We start from the raw sequence: 18,165 nt of genomic DNA on the forward strand, positions 1-18,165 counted from the left end.
GTCCTTGGCCATTGCTCCGGAGGCCGCGCGCGCGGCGCGGCTCCGCGCGTCAGCCGAGCTGAGCGCGCAGCGCTTCGTCCATGGCATCGAGCGGCGGCTCCCGCCCGGTGTACAGCCGGAACTGCTCTGCAGCCTGGTGGAGGAGCATCCTCCCGCCGTGAACGGCGGTCGCTCCGCGCCGGCGCGCCGCCGCCACGAGCTCCGTGATCATCGGTTTGTACACGATATCCATCACCAGGAGATCTTCCCGCAACACCTCCTCCGGAACAGGGCTTCGTGCATCGACCTCGGCCATGCCGAGCGACGTGGCGTTCACGAGGACGCCGTGGTCGGGCGAGAGCGCCGCTGCGTCGAGCGGCACGGCCGCCCCGCCGACCGCCGCCGCGAGCTGCCGCGCCTTCTCGAGATCGCGGTTCGCCACCGTCACGCTGGCGCCGCGCTCCGCGAGCCCGAACGCGACCGCGCGCGCCGCGCCGCCGGCGCCGAGGAGCAGCACCCGCGCGCCCCCGAGCCGCGTCGCCTCCTCGAGCGCCCGCACCGCGCCGATCCAGTCGGTATTGTAGCCCCTGAGGCGCCCGTCGTTGTTCACGATCGTGTTGACCGCGCCGATCCGCTCGGCGACCGGATCGAGCTCGTCGAGCAACGGAATTACCGCCTGCTTGTAGGGCATCGACACGCCGAGGCCGCGGATCCCGAGCGCGCGCATCCCGCGCGTCGCGCCTTCAACATCGGTCACCGCAAAAGGGATATAGGTAAAATCGAGTCCCAGCGCGCGGTAGCCGGCGAGGTGCATGGCGGCCCCTGTCGTTACCGGATGACGCGACATTGATCCGCAGAGTGTGAGGCGGCCCAGAGCTCGGGAGAGTGGTGCAGTCGATGAAGTGCAGCCGTGCATGCAGCGAAGCTGGCCTGTCTCGAGCGCGGATGCTAGCCCCGCCAGAGATGAGCGAGCCCAGCGTTCCCCGGCCGGCGGTGGAGGCCGCGGCGGCGTGCCTCCAGCCCGACAAGGCCGGACTTTTCACGCTTCGATCCGATCGCGCGCTCGCGCGGCGCGCCTACCAGACGGTCGCGCCGTTCGGGCGGAGCCTCCTCAAGATCCTCGCGGCGCTCGCGATCCTCACGCTGGGTCGCTCGACCCTCGCGGACCAGTACCACGTGCCCACCGGGTCGATGTGGCCGACCATCGCCCCGGGCGATCGCATCCTCGTCGACAAGGTCGCCTACGGGCTCCGCGTCCCGCTCACGGATCACTACCTCTTCGAGCGCAGCGGGCCGAGCGCCGGCGACGTGGTGCTCTTCGCGGATCCGCGCGGCGGCTCCACCCTCCTCGTCAAGCGGGTGATCGCGCTCCCGGGCCAGACGGTGATGCTCCGGCATGGCGTGCTGTACGTCGACGGTGCGGCGCAAGCCCTCGAGCAGCTCGGGGACGGCACGCGGGTGGAGCACCTCGGCGAGGTCACACACGCGGCCGGCGAGCCCGACTTCGACGCATTCGGTCCGGTCGTCGTCCCGCCGGACCACCTCTTCGTGATGGGCGACAACCGCGCCGCCTCGCTCGACAGCCGGGCGATGGGGGCGGTGCCGAGGGAGCTGCTGCGCGGCCGCGTGCTCCGCGTCGTCTATCACCATGACGCCGCGGGCTTCGATCTGTCCCGCGCGCTGCGGAGCGTCGACTGAGCGGCTGCTCTAGGCTTCCCCTCTTGCCACCATCTCCCTGAGCTCATCGCCGCTCAGGGTCTCGACCTCGTAGAGCCGGGCGGCGACGCGCTCGAGCGTCGGCCGGTGCCCCTGGATCAACGCGCGCGCCCGCGCCTCCGCGTCCGCGAGGATCCGCGCGACCTCCGCGTCGATCGCGCGCGCGGTCGCGTCGCTGCACTCCCGCGGCCCTGCGCCGGACGGCATCGCGCCCTGCGCCTCGCCGAGGAACGACAGCGGCCGGCGCGGATCGAGCGCCGAGAGCCCGAGCCCCTGGCCCATCCCGAGCTCGCGGACCATGCGACGCGCGAGCTCGGTCGCGTTGAGCAGATCGTCCTGCGCGCCGGTCGAGAGGTCTCCGACGGCCTCCTCCTCGGCGACGCGCCCGCCCAGCAGCACGACGAGCCGATCGAGGATCTCCTGCCGGCTCCACAGGTAACGATCCTCGCGCGGCTGCTGGATCGTGTACCCGAGCGCGCCCGGCCCCCGCGGCACGATGGACACCTTGCGCACCGGATCCTGCGTCGGCAGCAGCGAGGCGGTCAGCGCATGCCCCACCTCGTGGTAGGCGACGACGAGCTTCTCGCGCGCTCCGAGCCGCCTGCCACGGCGCTCGAGCCCCGCGAGCCCGCGCTCGATCGCCGCCTCCAGATCGCCCTGTCCCACCGCCTCCGCGCCGCGCCGCGCCGCGAGCAGCGCCGCCTCGTTGACGATGTTCGCGAGGTCGGCGCCGACGAGCCCCGCGGTCTGCGCGGCAACGGCGTCGAGATCCGCGCCAGGCTCGAGCGCCACCTTCCTCGCGTGCACCGCGAGGATCTCCTTCCGTTCGGCGAGGTCGGGCCGATCGATGTGCACCCGGCGGTCGAACCGCCCTGGCCTGAGCAGCGCCGGATCGAGGATCTCGGCGCGGTTCGTCGCGGCGATCACGACCATGGCCGTGTGCGCGTCGAACCCATCCATCTCGGTGAGGAGCTGGTTGAGCGTCTGCTCCCGCTCGTCGTGGCCGCCGACGGAGCCGCCGAGGCCGCGCACCTTGCCGACCGCATCGAGCTCGTCGATGAACACGAGGCAGGCCCCCTTCTCGCGCGCCTGCGAGAAGAGGTCGCGCACGCGCGCGGCGCCGACGCCGACGAACATCTCCACGAACTCCGACCCGCTAGCGCTGAAGAAGGGGACGCTCGCCTCTCCCGCGATCGCCCGAGCGAGCAACGTCTTGCCCGTGCCGGGCGGCCCCACGAGGAGCACCCCTCTGGGCATCCGCCCGCCGAGCTTCTCGTAGCGCTCGGGCGCTTTGAGGAAGTCGACGATCTCGCCGAGCTCCGTCTTCGCCTCGGCGTTGCCGGCGACATCGCGGAACGTCGCGATCGCGCCCCGCTCCTCGTAGAGCCGCGCCTTGTGCTTGCCGAAGGCGGTCGCGGCGCCCGAGATGGTCCCTGCCGTCGTCCCGCGGCGCGACGCGAGGTGGCCCATCACCGCCAGACCGGCGAGCGGCAGCAGCAGCCAGAGGTACGGCGGCAGGCCCAGCTCGTCCGCGACGCGCGTGTACGGGATCCCTCGCCGGTCGAGATCGGCGAGCAGATCCTTCTCGGTCTGCTCGATGCGCCCCGTGCGGTAGCTCTGCGGCGCGCGCGCGCTCAGGCCGGGCACCGCGCGTCCGATGTACATGTCGTCCCGGATCTCGATCTCGGCGAGCTCTCCGCGCTCCGCGAGCGAGCGGAAGCGCGCGTAGGGGATCCGGCCGTCGGCCGCCGCCATCACCTGAAGCAGCAACGCCGAGCCGAGCACCAGGACGAGAACAATCCAGAGCGACCGCATGCTCCCGCCTCCGCACGGACAGTCGAGATGGCCGGCGAGGCCGACCTGTCGTCACGGTGCGCCCTGCACGGAGCCTGCCAAGACGGCCCGTGCATCCTGGCGGCAAGCGCGGCAAGCGCGGCAGGCCGAGGCGTCGCTCGATCCGCCGCGCAGCGCCGAGCGCGCCCGGCGCGGCATGGACGCCCGGCGCGAGCCGATCAACCCTCGCTCCATGGGGAGAGCTCTTTTCTTGATCATGGTCACGGGTCCGTTGTCGACGTTGCTGCTCGGGTGCGGAGGGGCCCCGCCGCCTCCGATCGAGCAGCCCGAGCCGGCGCAGCCGGAGGAGCGGGCGCCGGCGGCCGAGCCCGCGAGCGATGCCGCCCAGGGCGCCGAGGCGCGGGAGGCAGACGCGGAGCCCGGCGCCGCGGCGCCGGCGCCGCCGCGCCGCGACGACTCGGTGCCCGACGACTACGCGCTCATGCATGGCGACTGCGTGGATCTGGGCAAGCGGCTCACGGCGCTCACGCGCTTGGAGCAGGTCGCGGCGCTCAGCGCCAAGCTCACGGCGGAGCAGCGGGGCGAGACCGAGAAGAAGATCGACGCCGTCGCGGCCACGCTGGGGGAGCAGTACGCGCAGTCGTGCGAGCAGAACGTCGGCAAGAGCGTGGATCCGAGGTCGCTCAAGTGCGCGTTCGACGCGCGGACCGTCAAGGCGTTCGAGGCCTGCCTCAACGCGCCGCCGCCGTCCACATGACGCTTCGGCGACGCGGCGAGCGGCGGATGACGGCGCGCTCGGCGGAGATATAATGGGCGTCTCCCATGGACGCTTCGCTCCTCGATGACCCCTGGATCGCCGCTCAGGTCGACGCCGCCGTGGCGCCTTACGTGGGGCGCCTGCCGGCGCACGAGATCGCGTGGATGCGCGAGCAGCTCGTGGAGGTCTTGCTGCACGACGAGGAGGCGAGCCGCCTCCTGCGGCGCGCGCATCCGCGCGAGGTCGACGAGAGCGGCGAGCGGGCGTTCGGGGTGCTCGGCGCAGCGGAGCGCGCCAAGGCGGGATAGCGGTGCGCACTCCGGAAGACCGGCTCCTCGCCGAGGGGCTCGACCTGCTTCAGCTGGTCGCGAAGCGCATCGCGCGCCGTCTGGGCCGCCGCATCCCGGTGGAGGACCTCGTCGCACTGGGGCACCCGGCGCTGCTCGAGATCGTGCGGACGCACGATCCGAGCCGCTCCACCTTCGAGGCCTACGCCAAGAGGAAGCTCCGGTGGGCCATCTTCGACGGCGTCCGGAGGGAGACGCGCTGGCGTTCCGCGGCCGCGCGGGCCAGCGCGCTCGCTGCGTCGGCGCGCTTCGCGGAGGGACGTGGTGCGGACGACGACGCCGACGCGCCTGCCACGCAGGAGGCCTACGCCGCGCGGCTCGGCGGTGTGCTCGCCGGGCACGCGGCCGCGATGGCGCTCGGCCTGCTCTCGAGTCACGGGGACGTCGCTGCCGTCCCCGACGCCGCGGACGATCCGGAGGAGCGCGCCTCTCGCGCGGAGCTCGCGCAGGCCGTGCGCCACGCCGTGCGCGAGCTCCCGGAGCGCGAGCGCACCCTCGTGGAGCGCCACTACTTCGAGGACGAGCGCTTCGATCAGATCGCGCAGGATCTCGGGATCAGCAAGAGCTGGGCGAGCCGGCTGCACAGCCAGGCGATCGAGCGGCTGTGCGAGCTGCTCCGCGCAGCGCGCTGAGGCGCGGGCGCCTCGCCGCCCGCCAGCGGACGCCGGTCAGCGCTGCCGGCTCTGCAACGAGCGGAGATACGGGGCCCGCTCGTCGTCGCTGACCGGCTCGTTGCTGATCACCCGGTGGTCGCGCGGCAGGAAATACACGAGCCGGACCGTCATGTGGTCCTTCGCGACGGTCAGCTTCCCCTTGCGGCGGAGCTCCGCGGCCTCCTGGAAGCTCTGCGCTTTCGGATCGTAGGCGATCATGTGCAGATCGGACCCGAACGGCGCGGGCAGCTCTTCCACCTCGACGATCTTGTAGATGCGGAACCCTCCGCTCTGTTCGGCGGCTGCGACCATGGCGCCGATCACCAGATCCTTGCCCGTCGGATCGGAGGTCTCGGGCACCGGGGGGGTGCGGTCACATGCAGGCGCGAGCGTCAGGATGCCGGCGCACACGGCGGCGAGCGCGATCGACCTCATGGGCGCTGAATAACATCGATGCCACCCGGCGCAAGCGGTGACCGCGCTGTTGCCCGGGTTGCGCTTTTACGCGGGTTGCATGGGTTGCACGGATTGCGCCGGGGCCTGCAGGCCGGGCGGGGGTCGCGGGCGTTGGGGGCGCGCTGCGACGTCGTCCGCCGCCTCGCGGCGGTGTCGTGGTAGACGGCGCGTTCGACACGGTGATCGGGAGCGATCCCTGGAGGAGTGCGATCATGCGACTCGAGGACACGAAGTTCGTCGTCACAGGTGCTGCCCAGGGGCTGGGTCGCCACTATGCGCTGCGGCTCGCGGAGCTCGGGGGCCAGGTCGCCGCCGGCGACATGAACGAGGAGGGGCTCGCGTCGCTCGTCGAGGCGAGCAAGGGGCTCGCCGGCAAGGTCCACGCGCGGGCGGTCAACGTGGCGGTGGAGGCCGAGGTGGAGGCGTTCGTCCGCTTCGCGCACGAGGCGATGGGCGGCCTGAACGGCCTCGTGAACAACGCGGGCATCCTGCGGGACGGCCTGCTCGTCAAGAAGGACCGCCAGACGGGCGCGGTCGTCAAGCTGAGCGCGGCGCAGTGGCAGGCCGTCATCGACGTCAACCTGACGGGGGCCACGCTCATGGTCCGCGAGGTCGTCGCGAAGATGATCGAGACCGAGCAGAAGGGCGTCATCGTCAACATCAGCTCCATCGCGCGCCACGGCAACCGCGGCCAGTCGAGCTACACCGCCGCGAAGAGCGCGCTCGCGGCGAACACGAAGACCTGGGCGCTCGAGTTCGCGCCGTTCGGCATCCGCGTCGGCGCCGTTGCGCCCGGCATGATCGAGACGCCCATGACGCAGGGCATGCACCAGAAGGCGCGCGACGCCTTGGTCGCCATGATCCCCGTGGGCCGCATCGGCGTGCCCGAGGACATCTGGCAGGCCGTGCGCTTCGTGATCGAGTGCGAGTACTTCAACGGTCGCTGCATCGACGTCGACGGCGGCCTCACGATGTGACGCCGCCGCGCGGCCGACCGCTCCGCGGTGGGGGTGCGTTCGCGCCTCGCCTCCGGCCGCGCTCGCGCGGCGTCGTCTTCCGCCGGTCTGACCGGCTGCATCCCTGCCCGATCCCTCCTCCTTCGACGCTCCTCTGACGCTCGACCGACCGAGCGCTGCTCGACGCGTTCGCCGACCGAGCGCTGCTCGGCGCGTTCGCTGACCGAGCGCTGCTGGCTCGATCCAGGGGGATTTCCGACCTCGATCCAGCTCGGCGATCCGCCCAGGCGACATTCCCCTTGACGCTTCGATATTGAAAGCTATGTTCAATATCAATCCCACCCGTTACGTAGCCGGGGGTCTGCATGTACGTCTGCCTCTGCATGGGCGTTTGTGATCGAGAGATTCGTGAAGCGATGAGCGAGGGCGCCTGCTCTGTTTCGCAGGTCATGGAGTGCACGGGCGCCGGTACGCGGTGCGGCTCCTGTCGGTCAACGATCGCCGAGCTTGTCGGCGAGCGCGATGGCACCTCGACACCGCGCCGCCTCACGATGGCGCCGGTCTCCAGCGCAGCCTGATTCTCCGGCTCGACCGGCGACAGCCTGAATGCCCTGGTTTCCGTCGGAAGCGACGGCAGTGGCACCTATTTCCTTAGAAACTTCTTGCGCACCTCCACGGACCTCGCGCATTTGTGCGGGGCGCTGGCGTTCTAGCCAGCGTCCCCCGCCCGCCCTGCAGGAGCGGGGTCCGCACGACAGGCATGAGCGCGAGAGGGGTCCGATGAAGGGTGCAAAAGACGTCGTTGATGCGTTGAACGAGGTGCTTGCCGGAGAGCTCGTTGCGATCAACCAGTATTTTCTGCACGCGAAGATGTGTTCGCACTGGGGCTTCGTCACGCTCGCTGCGCACGGGCGCGCCGAGTCGATCGACGAGATGAAGCACGCCGATGCGATCATCGAGCGCATCCTCTTCCTCGATGGGTTGCCCAACCTGCAGCGCCTGGACACCCTGCACATCGGGCAGAGCGTGCCGGAGCAGCTCAAGAGCGACCTCGATCTCGAGTACCACGCGGTCAAGCGGCTCAACTCGGCGATCGCCCTCTGCCGCGACAAGGGGGATCGCACCACCGAGGATCTCCTGGCCAAGATCCTCGAGTCCGAGGAGGACCACATCGACTGGCTCGAGACGCAAATCGGGCTGATCGAGAAGCTCGGCGAGACCGCCTACCTCGCCCAGCAGATCCGCGAGTAGGGTAGGGTGAGGGCCGTCCCTCGCGCAGGGGGCGTCCCCCGTGCACCTTCTGGCGGCGGAGGTCGTGCTTGACGTACGATGCTCTGGACGCATGTCCAAGGGCGCCGCGGACGACCGTGCTCGCGCGCGTACGCGCCAGCGCGGCACGTCGGTCGTGATCGTCGCGCCGCGCTCGTTTCCCGGAGGAGGATGAGCGCGGCGGGGGAAATCCATGTCGAAGATTCTTGTCGTCGATGACCAGCGGAACATGCGGACCACGCTCGCGATGATGCTGCGTGGCGCCGGGTACGAGGTCGATGAAGCCGCGGACGGCAGCCAGGGCGCCGATCTGGGCGCCAAGGGGGCGTACGACGTCGTGCTCACCGACCTCCGGATGGGCGGCTTCGACGGGATCGGCGTCCTGCGCGCGGTGAAGGAGTCGAACGCGAACACGGAGGTCATCGTGATGACCGCGTACGGCACCATCGAGAGCGCAGTGGAGGCGATGCGGCTCGGCGCGTTCGACTACATCCAGAAGCCGTTCTCGGAGCAGGAGCTCCTCGTGAAGGTCGAGCGCGCGATCCAGAACCGGAAGCTCACCGGCGAGGTGCAGCTGCTCGCCAGCGAGTTCAAGGAGCGCTACCGGTTCGAGAACATCGTCGGCCGCTCGCAGGCGGTCCGCGAGGTGCTCGGCCGGATCGTCAAGGTCGCGCCCACCGACGCGACGGTGCTCATCACCGGCGAGAGCGGCACCGGCAAGGAGCTCGTCGCCAAGGCCATCCACGCCAACAGCAAGCGCGCCGACCGCCCGTTCGTGCCGGTCAACTGCGCCGCCATCAGCGAGACGCTCCTCGAGAGCGAGCTGTTCGGCCACGCGCGAGGCTCGTTCACGGGCGCGATCTCGGCGAGGAAAGGGCTGTTCGAGGAGGCCGACGGGGGCACGTTCTTCTTCGACGAGATCGCCGAGACCCCGCTCACCTTCCAGGCGAAGCTGCTCCGCGCGATCCAGGAGAACGAGATCCGCAGGGTAGGCGAGAACAAACCCATCCACGTCGACGTGCGCATCATCGCCGCGACGAACCAGGAGCTCCTGACCGCGGTGTCGGAGAAGCGGTTCCGCCAGGATCTCTACTACCGGCTGAACGTCGCGCGCTTCGTGCTCCCGCCGCTCCGCGCGCGTCGCGAGGACATCCCGATCCTCTGGGAGTTCTTCCTGGAGAAGTACAACCGCAAGATGAGCTGCCGCGCCCGCGCCGCGGACGGCGTCGTCGAGGCGCTGACGCAGTACGACTTCCCCGGCAACATCCGCGAGCTCGAGAACATGGTCGAGCAAGCGGTGGCCCTCTCCGGCGGCGGCGTCATCAGCGTCGACGACGTGCTGCCCGCCGCGGTGCAGCCGAAGCGCGCGCCCGAGGCCGGCGGCAGGCTGCTCGCCGACGTCGTCGACTGCGCCGAGCGCCAGGCGATCGAGGCCGCGCTGCGGGAGTGCGACGGCAGCCGGGAGCGCGCCGCCGAGGTGCTCGGGATCAGCGCGACCACGCTGTGGCGCAAGATGACCCGCCTGACGATCACGTATCCCCCGGGCTGAAGCGGCGCCGGCCTGCCGAGCGCCTTCCATCGCCCACCGGCCGGGTTCAGCAGCCCGTTCCCACGGCACACAGCGGCCTCAGGCGGACCGTGCTCGACAGGCCGTGCTCCTTGGGCACCGCGACCTGCTGCCCATCGAGCTCAGCCTGCATTCCTCCGTTCGGGTCGTATGAATGCGGCCGCCCGATCCAAGCAAACCACCTGACTCAGCGGCAAATCAGGGGAGCTAGCCCACGCGAGGTTGCATCTTTGCAATGATGCAGCGTCGGGATTTGCCTTAGTGCAATGAGGCGCCTGATGTAGACTGTGCTCTTCTGTTTCACTTTAGCGTCGGCAACCGCAATGCGTCGATTCGGGAACTTGGCCCGATGATTGCTAGACAGGTAGGCGTATTTGGATGGCGGCGATCGCCGCAGGAGGACGCTTAATGGCCCGCATGCTGATCGTGGACGGTGAGAATTCCCAGCGTCGCGCTCTTTCGGCAGGGCTAAGCGTCGAGGGGTTCGAGGTCGTGTTCGCCGCCTCGTTCCAGGATGCGCTGCTCACCCTCGGCTCGTCCCCGATCGATGTGGCGATGATCGATCTGATGATGCCGGACCTGAACGGCCTCGATCTCGCGCGGCACATCCGGCATGCGTTTCCGAGGGTGCGGGTCGTGCTCTCCAGCGCGTATCACCTCTCCGCGCGCCAGGTCGAGCGCGCCGACTGCGGCGCGGTGGCCTTCGTCCCCAAGCCTTACCAGGTGGGCGAGATCTGTCGCTTCCTCCGCGCCAAGACGAACGTGCTCACGCCCGCGTCGTGCTAGTAGCGCGGCGTGCGCTGCGAGCTGCTCGACTACGAACTCCCTGAAGCGCTGATCGCTTCGCGGCCCCCCGAGGAGCGCGACGGAGCGAGGCTCCTCCTGGTCGATCGCGGCCGCGGAGCGGGCGAGGTGGAGCACGCGGCGATCCGCGATCTCGACCGGTACATCGAGCGCGGCGCGCTCGTCATCGTCAACGACACGAAGGTCGTGCCCGCTCGTCTGTTCGGGAGGAAGCGCGGCACAGGCGGGCAGGTCGAGCTCTTCCTGCTGCGCCGGCTGGACGGGGCGCCGGCCGGCGCGGAGGACCTCGGCGGAGGGCCGCAGGAGAGCGCGCCGCGGTCCGAGCGCTGGCGGGCGATGGGGCGCGCCTCCAAGCCGATACGCCCGGGATCGGTGCTCGATATCGAGCGCGACGGGGCGCTGGTCGCGGAGGTGCTGGAGCGCGCCGAGGACGGCGTGCTCACGGTGCAGCTCTCCTCACCCGCGGGGCTGTCCGTCGCCGCTGCGATCGACGCGTATGGGCACGTCCCGCTCCCGCCCTACCTCGGCCGCGGCGACGACGCGTCCGATCGCGAGCGGTACCAGACCATCTTCGCCCGGGTCCCAGGGGCGGTCGCCGCGCCCACGGCGGGCCTCCACCTCTCGCCCGGCCTCGTCGAGCGGCTCCGCGCGAACGGGGTCGAGATCGCGAGCGTCACGCTGCACGTCGGCCTCGGCACGTTCCAGCCGGTCACGGTCGACGATCTCGACCTGCACCCGATGCACGCGGAGGTCTACTCGATCCCGGACGCGACCGCGGGCGCGATCGCGGGGGCGCGCGAGCGCGGCGCGCCGGTGATCGCGATCGGCACCACCGTGGTTCGCGCGCTGGAGTCGGCCGCCGATCCGGCCCGCGCCGGCCTCGTGAGGGCGCAGTCCGGGGAGACGCGCCTCCTCATCCAGCCGGGCTATCGGTTCCGCGTCGTCGACGCCCTGCTGACCAACTTCCACCTGCCGCGCTCGACGCTGCTCGCGCTGGTGTTCGCCTTCGCGGGACGCGAGCGCACGCTCCTCGCGTACCGCGCGGCGATCGACGCCGGCTACCGCTTCTACTCGTATGGTGATGCCATGTTGATCCGTGGGGTGGACGCGCCATGAGCCGGACGCCTGGCTTCTCCTTCTCCGAGCTCGCGAGGGACGGGCATGCCCGGACGGGCGTGCTCTCCACGCCGCACGGCGACGTGCAGACCCCGACGTTCATGCCGGTCGGCACCCAGGGCAGCGTGAAGACGTTGACCCCCGCCGAGGTGGCCGCGACCGGCGCGAGGATCGTCCTCGGCAACACGTACCACCTGTGGCTCCGCCCTGGCCCCGAGCTCGTCGCGCAGCTCGGCGGCCTGCACGCGTTCACCCGCTGGCCGCACGCGATGCTCACGGACTCCGGGGGCTTCCAGGCCTTCTCGCTCGCCGAGCGGCGCACCCTCGTCGAGGACGGCTTCGTGTTCCGATCGCACCTCGACGGCGCCCGCAAGGCGCTCACGCCCGAGGTCGCGATGGAGGTGCAGGGGCTGCTCGGGGCCGACATCGCGATGCAGCTCGACGTGTGCCCGCCGGGCGGGGCGCCGCGCCCGGAGGTCGAGGAGGCGTGCCGCCTGACGACGCGCTGGGGGAAGCGCTGCCTCGCCGCGAAGCGCCCGAGCCAGGCGCTCTTCGGCATCGTGCAGGGCGGCACCTCGGTCGCGCTGCGCATGGCGCACGCCGATGAGCTCGGCGCCTTGCCGTTCGACGGGCTCGCCCTGGGCGGCTTCTCCGTGGGCGAGCCGATCGCGATGATGCATGAGGTCGTCGCCCAGATCGGGCCGCACCTCGACCCGGCGCGCCCCCGCTATCTCATGGGCGTGGGGACGCCGATCGACCTCGTGCACGCCATCGGCGCCGGGGTCGACATGTTCGACTGCGTGCTCCCCACCCGGAACGCGCGGAACGGGCAAGCGCTCACGCAGCACGGCAAGATCGTCATCAAGCAGGCCCGCTACAAAGAAGACCGTTCGCCGCTCGATCCGACCTGCGCCTGCCCGACCTGCGCCGGCGGATACAGCCGCGCGTACCTGAGGCACCTCTACATGGCCGGCGAGATCCTGGTGCTGCGCCTGCTGACGGAGCACAACCTCCACCTCTATGGCCGCCTGATGCGAGAAGCGCGCGCGGCGATCGCCGAGGGGAGGTACGCGGCGTTCGCTCGCGCGTGGCTCGGCGCGAGCGGCGACGGTAATGCCAACGACGCGAACGAGACGGTGGGCGCGACCGAGTAAGACAGAGCAAACCGAGTGACCCTACATCGTCGCCATGGCCTCTTCGATGCGTTCGCGGAGCGGGCGCAGCGGGCGCCGTCGCGCCGCCGGCGCATCGCCTGCGCTGCCCGGAGGGTTCCGGAGTAACATGGGCGGATGGTGAGCTCTCGCCTCTGGCGTCGGGACGCGCGCTCGGATCCGCGCGCATCGGGCGGCGCCCTGGCCGCGCTCGACCCGGCCGTATGCCCGAGCCGCCGGCGCACGAGCCCGAGCCGGTCGTGTCGGTCGGATGGCCGCCTTCGCGCGCGGGTCGCGTGCTTGCCCGCGCATTCCTCGTCCATTAGCCTTCGAACTCGGCCCGCGGAATGACGCAAGACGCCAACAAAAAGCCGCTCGGACGCATCCTCCTGCAGCAACGGGCGGTCACCCAGCCCCAGCTCGAACAGGCGCTCCTCGAGGCGCGCGCGAAGGGGGTGCCCCTCGCCACGAACCTCATCGAGAGCGGCACCGTCTCCGAGGTCGCTGCGCTGAAGGCCCTCTCCGAGCAGAGCGGCGTTCCTGGCATCGATCTCAACCAGGTCTGCATCAAGCTGAGCGACCTCTCCATCCTCCCCCGCGAGATCGCCGCCAAGCACAAGCTCCTTCCCGTGCTCGTGCGCGAGGATCGCATCCTCGTGGCCATGGCCGCGCCCGCCGACAAGAAGGTGATCGACGAGCTCGAGTTCGTGACCGGCAAGCGCGTCTTCCCGTACATCGCGCTCGCGGGCCCCCTCGTGCGGACCATCGCGGCCGCCTACGACATGAAGGAGCAGGGCGAGCCCTTCTACGTGGGCGCCAAGTGCCCGCCCGAGGTGCTGAAGCGGGCCGGGCTCGGCTCCACGGCGTCGTCCGCCTCCGAGGCGCCGCCCGCGCCCCCGCCAGCCCCCGCGCAGCCCGCGCCGCGCCGGCCCGCGTCCGCCGTGCCCCCGGCGACGGCGGCCCAGGCCCCTGCGGCGCCTGCTCCCAGCGCCGCGCCGCCGCCGCGGCCCGCGCCGGATCGCCCGCGCGACGACGCGGAGATCTCGTTCGCCGATCTCACCGATGAGCCGAGCCCGCCTGCTGCCCCGTCGCCGGCCCGCCTCTCCTCGGCGGGGCCGCCGCTCGTCGTCGACGACGCCATGCGGAGGGCGGCGGCGGCCGACGAGCTCACGGACACGGATTTCGGCACCGCTGACCGTGATCTCTCCGTCGTCGAGTCGCTCCCGGGCGCAGGCAAGGCGCCGCAGGGCGATCAGACGACGATCCTGGTCGTCGACGACGAGCCGGAGATCCGGAAGCTGCTCCGTCGCATCTTCGAGGAGCGCGGGTACCGCGTGGAGGAGGCCGATCGCGGGCTCCTCGCGCTGCGCATGGTCAAGGAGAATCCGCCCGACGTGATGATCCTCGACGCCATGCTGCCGGAGGTGCACGGCTTCGACATCGCCCGCCGCATGAAGGGCACCCAGCGCTACGGCCACATCCCGATCATCATGATCTCGGCCGTCTACCGCGGGTGGCGGTTCGCTGAGGACCTGAAGTCGAGCTACGGCGTGGAGGCCTACATCGAGAAGCCCTTCCGCGTCGCCGACGTCGTCGCCGCCGTGGAGAACGCGCTCCAGGCGCGCTCGATCCGCGGCGATCAGGACCGGATCTCGGCGGAGGCGGAGCGCCTCCTCGCCGCGGGGATCGCGGCGTATCGCGCGGGCGATTTCGACAAGGCCGTGCGGCACCTGCGCGAGGGCACGGCCATCGACCCGCTCGCGTACCGGCTGCACTTCCACCTCGGCCTGCTCTACGGCAAGCAGGGGCAGCTCTACGACGCCATCCAGGAGTTGGAGACGGCGCTGCACATCAACGGCAAGCACTTCCCCGCGCTGAAGAACCTTGCCGTGCTCTATCAGAAGGCCGGGTTTCGCAACAAAGCCATCGAGACCTGGGAGCGCGCGCTGGGCGTCGCCCCCGATGACCCGACGCGGCAATCGATCAAGGAGCACTTGCTCGGGCTGCTCTGACCGCCTACCCCATGTCGTCCGGGGCCAAGCTGTCGTAGACTGCGCCATTCCACCGGCAGGCGCGTCCTTGGATGAAATTCATCTGCGATAACTGCAAGGCCAAGTACCAGATCGGTGACGAGAAGGTCGCCGGCAAGATGGTGCGGATGCAGTGCCGGCGATGCGGGCACCTCATCCAGGTCAGCGCGAGCGTCACCGAGAGCTCCGTGGCGCGTGCTCTCCCGGTCGAGCCGCCGCGCGAGGCGGGCGACGAGGCGCACGTCGCCCCTCCGAGCGACGAGGCGCCGGCGGCGGACGGGGGCGCGGCGAGCCCGTTGAAGCCGCCGCTGGCTTCGCCCCTGGGCCACGGCGCCGCGCCAGCGCCGCCCCGGCCGGCATCCCAGGCCCTGCCGCGCCCGGCGGGCGCTCCTCGACCTCCTGTCGCGCCGCGCGCCGTCCCCGGACCGGCGTCGAGCCCGCGTCCGGCGACCGCGCCGCAGGCCTCCCCGGCAGCCCGGGCTGTCCAGCCGGCGCCCGCGGCGCCGGCTCGTTCCCCTGCGCCTGCCGCCAGGGCGGCGGAGCCCACGCCGCCGATGGGGGCCGCCGGCGCGTTCACGCGCGCGATGTCCAATGACCGCCCGCTCGGGAAGGCGCCGGCCGTGCGCGCCACGTCGAGCGAGGACTGGTACGTCGGGGTCGGCGGCGTCCCGCTCGGCCCGGTGCGGCTCTCGGTCATCCGCGACAAGGCGCTGGCCGGCGCGGTGGACGGCGAGTCGCTCGTCTGGCGCGAAGGCTTCGATGAGTGGCAGCCCCTCAAGAACTTCCCGGAGCTGCTCGAGATCGTCACGCAGGCTCAGTCCACCCGCCTGTCCCCGCCCGCGCGCCGCATCAGCACCACGGGCTCCTCTGTCGGTCAGCCGCAGGCGTCATCGGCGAAGGCGCCCGCCTCGTCGAGGGTCCCTGCGCTCGGGGGGGCCGCGCCCGCGCGCCCGGCGATGCGTGAGCCGGAGCCTCCTGGCCTGAACGAGCAGGCCCCGGCGGTCGCCGCCTTCACCGCGGCGGGGGCGCCCGCTGTGTCGGCCCCGCTGCCCGCGCCGGTCGCGTCGGCTACGTCCGTTGCGTCGGTTGCGTCCGTTGCGTCAGCTACGTCCGTTGCGCGCGTCACCCCGGTCGCGCCAGCAGCGAGCGCGCCGGCCGCATGGCCAGGCGCGCCGGCAAGCGCCGGGCGGACCCACGCCGCGGGCGCTGCGCCGGTGGAGGTGCTCGCCGATCCCTTCGCGGCCGATCGGACGGCGCCAGCAGGCGGAAGGCTGACCGCCGGGGGCTCGCCCGCCGCGGCAGGAGCCCTCTCCGCCGCGGAGCCCGCACCTCTGGTGGCCACGCCTGGCAGCCTGGTGGAGACGGTCGCGCCAAGGCGGAAATCGGGCATGAGCCCGCTCGCATACGCCTTCATCGCCATGGCCGCAGCGTTCGGTGGCGTCTCCGCTTTCGTCCTGCTCTCCCCGAAGCCGCAGCCCGTGCAGGTCGTGACCGCCCCTCCGCCGCAGAGCCAGCCGGCCGATCTGCCCACGGCGGCCCCGCCGCCGCCGCCGACCGTCGAGCCGGACGCACCTGCACCGGCCGAGACGGCTTCCGCCCGGCCGGAGGTCGCATCGACGGGCAAGGCGGGCGGCGTCGCGAGCCAGCGCCCTCCGCCGGACAAGCCGGTCGCTCCATCGGCCTCGGCTCAGATCGACCGGTCCGGGTTCGGCGCCGGGGTCCCCGGCCCCTCGTCAGGGCCGGGCAGCCAGGGGACCAGCGCCAGTTTGACCCCGCTTTCCCAGGGGGAGATCTCCGGCGTCGTCGAGTCGAACCGCCCCAGCGTCCGCCGCCACTGCTGGCAGCCCGCCCTCGACGCGCGCGCCAGCAACGCGGCCAGCACCGCCAGGGTCTCCGCTTCGGTGGTCATCGCCGCGTCGGGCGCCGTCCAGTCCGTCTCGGCCGGCGGGTCGGAGAAGGATTACCCCGGCCTGTCGAGCTGCATCGCCTCCCGGATCAAGTCCTGGCGGTTCCCGCCTTCCTCGGGTTCCACCCCCGTGACGATTCCGTTCGTCTTCGCCGCGCAGTAAGCCCGCTGCTCGGCAAGGATGCACCCCTGCGGAGCGAAGGCCGCTCGATCGGGCGCGTCGCTTTACGTCTGCCCGGGCAGGCGGTAATCGACGCGCTCATGGCAGAGCGCAAAGTCCGAATCCTCGTGGCGAAGCCCGGCCTGGACGGCCACGACCGCGGCGCCAAGGTGGTCGCCAGGGCACTCCGCGATGCGGGCTTCGAGGTGGTCTACACGGGCCTGCACCAGACCCCCGACATGATCGCCTCCGCCGCTGTGCAGGAGGACGTCGACGCCGTGGGGCTGTCGATCATGTCCGGAGCGCACAACACCCTCTTCCCCGCGGTTATCGAAGCGCTCCGGAGCCGCGGGGCCGAGGACATCGTGGTGTTCGGTGGGGGCATCATCCCGGACGAGGACATCGCGCGGCTCCAGAACGCCGGCGTGAAGGGCGTCTTCACCCCCGGGACCACCCTGAAGAGCATCGTGGAGTGGGTCCAGACCAACGTGACCCCCCACAGCTGACCGCCGCCGCGGCGCGCCTCCCCACTCTCCCCCACCGCGGCGCGCCTCCCCACTCTCCCCCACCGCGGCGCGCCTCCCCACTCTCCCCCACCGCGCTCCTCGCCCGCCCGGTTTCGCCCCAGCCGCAGGCTCGCTGAGCCCGCCCGGTAACCCGGCTACGCACCCGTTCGCCCGGCCGCGAATCGACGTGCTCAGGGCGGCGATCCGTCTTGCTTGCTTTCCGTCTTGCCAGCGTCCGCCCGACGCGTTCCAGCCCACCTCCTGGCGGCTCCCCACTTCCTCCCACGGCCCCGTCAGAGGGCCATTTGTCGATAAATCCCGCTGTTTTGTAGGGTGTGACCTTGAGGGTTTATGTCCTACATAGGTGGCGGATGAGGTCCAGAAATCTCCCAAACTGTTGACACTCGGCACCTCACTCCGTAGCGTGGCGGAGCTTCGTGGGAAGAAGTGGCAGAGAATGTCACGACGCGGCGTGCGCCCGGTGGAGCAACGCGTCGCCAACCCCTCGGCGGGACGGACCAGCCGGAGCTGGGGTCGATGAGCACGATGTTTCGCGGTCACTTCGAGCACGCGATCGACGCGAAGGGGCGCACGAGCCTTCCTTCGCGCTTTCGCGACGTGCTCGCGGCCGCGAACGACCTGCGGATGGTCATCACCCCGGCCCTCTTCGACCCCTGCCTGCACGCGTATCCGATGAAGGCCTGGGAAGAGCTGGAGGCGAAAATTGCAGCACTTCCGCAATTTGATTCGAACGTTGTCGCCTTCCGGCGCCGTTACCTGTCCGCGGCCGTCGAGTGTGACCTTGACAAGCAGGGCCGGATCCTCATCCCGCCGTCTCTCCGCGAGCACGCGGACCTCACGAAGGACGTGCTGTGGGCGGGCATGGGCCAGACGATCGAGCTCTGGTCGCAGGAACGGTGGAAGGCCGCTCAGCAGATGAGCGAGGTCGAGCTTCAGAGCTTCAAGAACGCAATCGCGGAGCAGTTCCGCCTATGAAC

General features: G+C 71.1%; 18 protein-coding genes. 15 read left to right on the plus strand and 3 right to left on the minus strand.

The window, feature by feature from the left end:
• Positions 1-49: 49 nt before the first annotated feature.
• Positions 50-793 carry a shikimate dehydrogenase gene (locus WMF22_RS09055; RefSeq protein WP_438035495.1) on the minus strand — a complete coding sequence of 248 codons (744 nt, stop codon included), beginning with the start codon at positions 791-793 and terminating at the stop codon, positions 50-52.
• Between the two features lie 149 nt (positions 794-942).
• On the opposite strand from WMF22_RS09055, the gene lepB reads away from it, so the two are divergent.
• On the plus strand, positions 943-1,677 hold the full coding sequence (lepB, locus tag WMF22_RS09060; RefSeq protein WP_438035496.1) for a signal peptidase I: 735 nt from the start codon (positions 943-945) through the stop codon (positions 1,675-1,677).
• A 9-nt stretch (positions 1,678-1,686) separates the two neighbouring features.
• Here the strand turns inward: lepB and ftsH are convergent, their stop codons facing one another.
• Complete coding sequence (gene ftsH / locus WMF22_RS09065) at positions 1,687-3,510, minus strand: ATP-dependent zinc metalloprotease FtsH (protein ID WP_437298698.1); 1,824 nt, start codon at positions 3,508-3,510, stop codon at positions 1,687-1,689.
• A gap of 211 nt (positions 3,511-3,721) precedes the next feature.
• Between ftsH and WMF22_RS09070 the strand changes: the two genes are divergently transcribed.
• From WMF22_RS09070 to WMF22_RS09080, 3 genes are all read left to right on the plus strand, one after another.
• Positions 3,722-4,246 carry a hypothetical protein gene (locus tag WMF22_RS09070; protein ID WP_437298699.1) on the plus strand — a complete coding sequence of 175 codons (525 nt, stop codon included), beginning with the start codon at positions 3,722-3,724 and terminating at the stop codon, positions 4,244-4,246.
• A gap of 65 nt (positions 4,247-4,311) precedes the next feature.
• Positions 4,312-4,554 (plus strand): hypothetical protein, encoded by a 243-nt coding sequence (locus WMF22_RS09075; RefSeq protein WP_437298700.1) that lies wholly within the window; start codon positions 4,312-4,314, stop codon positions 4,552-4,554.
• 2 nt (positions 4,555-4,556) lie between these two features.
• On the plus strand, positions 4,557-5,225 hold the full coding sequence (locus WMF22_RS09080) for a sigma-70 family RNA polymerase sigma factor (protein WP_437298701.1): 669 nt from the start codon (positions 4,557-4,559) through the stop codon (positions 5,223-5,225).
• Positions 5,226-5,261: 36 nt separating this feature from the next.
• Here WMF22_RS09080 and WMF22_RS09085 read toward each other — a convergent pair whose 3' ends face one another.
• Positions 5,262-5,681: a hypothetical protein gene (locus WMF22_RS09085; protein WP_438035497.1), complete on the minus strand. Its 420-nt coding sequence runs from the start codon at positions 5,679-5,681 to the stop codon at positions 5,262-5,264.
• 233 nt (positions 5,682-5,914) lie between these two features.
• On the opposite strand from WMF22_RS09085, the gene WMF22_RS09090 reads away from it, so the two are divergent.
• The 11 genes from WMF22_RS09090 (at position 5,915) to mraZ (ending at position 18,163) form a co-directional block, all read left to right on the plus strand.
• Entirely contained in the window at positions 5,915-6,679 is a 765-nt protein-coding gene (locus WMF22_RS09090; protein ID WP_012234280.1) for an SDR family oxidoreductase, read from the plus strand.
• A 344-nt stretch (positions 6,680-7,023) separates the two neighbouring features.
• Positions 7,024-7,236: a (2Fe-2S)-binding protein gene (locus WMF22_RS09095; RefSeq protein WP_437298703.1), complete on the plus strand. Its 213-nt coding sequence runs from the start codon at positions 7,024-7,026 to the stop codon at positions 7,234-7,236.
• A gap of 202 nt (positions 7,237-7,438) precedes the next feature.
• Positions 7,439-7,909 (plus strand): bacterioferritin, encoded by a 471-nt coding sequence (gene bfr / locus WMF22_RS09100; RefSeq protein ID WP_437298704.1) that lies wholly within the window; start codon positions 7,439-7,441, stop codon positions 7,907-7,909.
• 211 nt (positions 7,910-8,120) lie between these two features.
• The gene (locus tag WMF22_RS09105; protein WP_437298705.1) at positions 8,121-9,476 is read left to right on the plus strand and encodes a sigma-54-dependent transcriptional regulator; all 1,356 of its coding nucleotides are present in this window, start codon (positions 8,121-8,123) and stop codon (positions 9,474-9,476) included.
• A 396-nt stretch (positions 9,477-9,872) separates the two neighbouring features.
• A complete protein-coding gene (locus WMF22_RS09110; protein ID WP_437298706.1) occupies positions 9,873-10,280 on the plus strand; it encodes a response regulator in 408 nt (135 codons plus the stop codon).
• A gap of 9 nt (positions 10,281-10,289) precedes the next feature.
• Positions 10,290-11,414, plus strand: coding sequence for a tRNA preQ1(34) S-adenosylmethionine ribosyltransferase-isomerase QueA (gene queA, locus WMF22_RS09115; protein ID WP_437298707.1), 1,125 nt, complete (start codon positions 10,290-10,292; stop codon positions 11,412-11,414).
• Positions 11,411-12,568 carry a tRNA guanosine(34) transglycosylase Tgt gene (tgt, locus tag WMF22_RS09120; protein WP_437298708.1) on the plus strand — a complete coding sequence of 386 codons (1,158 nt, stop codon included), beginning with the start codon at positions 11,411-11,413 and terminating at the stop codon, positions 12,566-12,568. The genes queA and tgt overlap by 4 nt, the downstream gene beginning before the upstream one ends.
• A 344-nt stretch (positions 12,569-12,912) precedes the next feature.
• Positions 12,913-14,577, plus strand: a complete 1,665-nt coding sequence (locus tag WMF22_RS09125; protein WP_437298709.1) for a response regulator — start codon at positions 12,913-12,915, stop codon at positions 14,575-14,577.
• A gap of 71 nt (positions 14,578-14,648) precedes the next feature.
• Complete coding sequence (locus WMF22_RS09130; protein ID WP_438035498.1) at positions 14,649-16,664, plus strand: GYF domain-containing protein; 2,016 nt, start codon at positions 14,649-14,651, stop codon at positions 16,662-16,664.
• A 98-nt stretch (positions 16,665-16,762) separates the two neighbouring features.
• Positions 16,763-17,167 carry a cobalamin B12-binding domain-containing protein gene (locus tag WMF22_RS09135; RefSeq protein ID WP_012234290.1) on the plus strand — a complete coding sequence of 135 codons (405 nt, stop codon included), beginning with the start codon at positions 16,763-16,765 and terminating at the stop codon, positions 17,165-17,167.
• A gap of 537 nt (positions 17,168-17,704) precedes the next feature.
• On the plus strand, positions 17,705-18,163 hold the full coding sequence (gene mraZ, locus WMF22_RS09140) for a division/cell wall cluster transcriptional repressor MraZ (RefSeq protein WP_012234291.1): 459 nt from the start codon (positions 17,705-17,707) through the stop codon (positions 18,161-18,163).
• Positions 18,164-18,165: the final 2 nt, after the last annotated feature.

Source organism: Sorangium sp. So ce204 (genome assembly GCF_051526795.1).
In the GTDB taxonomy this organism is placed as follows: Bacteria; Myxococcota_A; Polyangia; order Polyangiales; family Polyangiaceae; genus Sorangium; species Sorangium cellulosum_B.

Excerpts from the sequence above, each read along its gene's own strand:
- WMF22_RS09055 (WP_438035495.1), bottom strand. The coding sequence starts at position 793 with ATGCACCTCGCCGGCTACCGCGCGCTGGGACTCGATTTTACCTATATC.
- lepB (WP_438035496.1), top strand. The coding sequence starts at position 943 with ATGAGCGAGCCCAGCGTTCCCCGGCCGGCGGTGGAGGCCGCGGCGGCG.
- ftsH (WP_437298698.1), bottom strand. The coding sequence starts at position 3,510 with ATGCGGTCGCTCTGGATTGTTCTCGTCCTGGTGCTCGGCTCGGCGTTG.
- WMF22_RS09070 (WP_437298699.1), top strand. The coding sequence starts at position 3,722 with ATGGGGAGAGCTCTTTTCTTGATCATGGTCACGGGTCCGTTGTCGACG.
- WMF22_RS09075 (WP_437298700.1), top strand. The coding sequence starts at position 4,312 with ATGGACGCTTCGCTCCTCGATGACCCCTGGATCGCCGCTCAGGTCGAC.
- WMF22_RS09085 (WP_438035497.1), bottom strand. The coding sequence starts at position 5,681 with ATGAGGTCGATCGCGCTCGCCGCCGTGTGCGCCGGCATCCTGACGCTC.
- WMF22_RS09090 (WP_012234280.1), top strand. The coding sequence starts at position 5,915 with ATGCGACTCGAGGACACGAAGTTCGTCGTCACAGGTGCTGCCCAGGGG.
- WMF22_RS09095 (WP_437298703.1), top strand. The coding sequence starts at position 7,024 with ATGTACGTCTGCCTCTGCATGGGCGTTTGTGATCGAGAGATTCGTGAA.
- bfr (WP_437298704.1), top strand. The coding sequence starts at position 7,439 with ATGAAGGGTGCAAAAGACGTCGTTGATGCGTTGAACGAGGTGCTTGCC.
- WMF22_RS09105 (WP_437298705.1), top strand. The coding sequence starts at position 8,121 with ATGTCGAAGATTCTTGTCGTCGATGACCAGCGGAACATGCGGACCACG.
- WMF22_RS09110 (WP_437298706.1), top strand. The coding sequence starts at position 9,873 with ATGGCGGCGATCGCCGCAGGAGGACGCTTAATGGCCCGCATGCTGATC.
- tgt (WP_437298708.1), top strand. The coding sequence starts at position 11,411 with ATGAGCCGGACGCCTGGCTTCTCCTTCTCCGAGCTCGCGAGGGACGGG.
- WMF22_RS09125 (WP_437298709.1), top strand. The coding sequence starts at position 12,913 with ATGACGCAAGACGCCAACAAAAAGCCGCTCGGACGCATCCTCCTGCAG.
- WMF22_RS09130 (WP_438035498.1), top strand. The coding sequence starts at position 14,649 with ATGAAATTCATCTGCGATAACTGCAAGGCCAAGTACCAGATCGGTGAC.
- WMF22_RS09135 (WP_012234290.1), top strand. The coding sequence starts at position 16,763 with ATGGCAGAGCGCAAAGTCCGAATCCTCGTGGCGAAGCCCGGCCTGGAC.
- mraZ (WP_012234291.1), top strand. The coding sequence starts at position 17,705 with ATGAGCACGATGTTTCGCGGTCACTTCGAGCACGCGATCGACGCGAAG.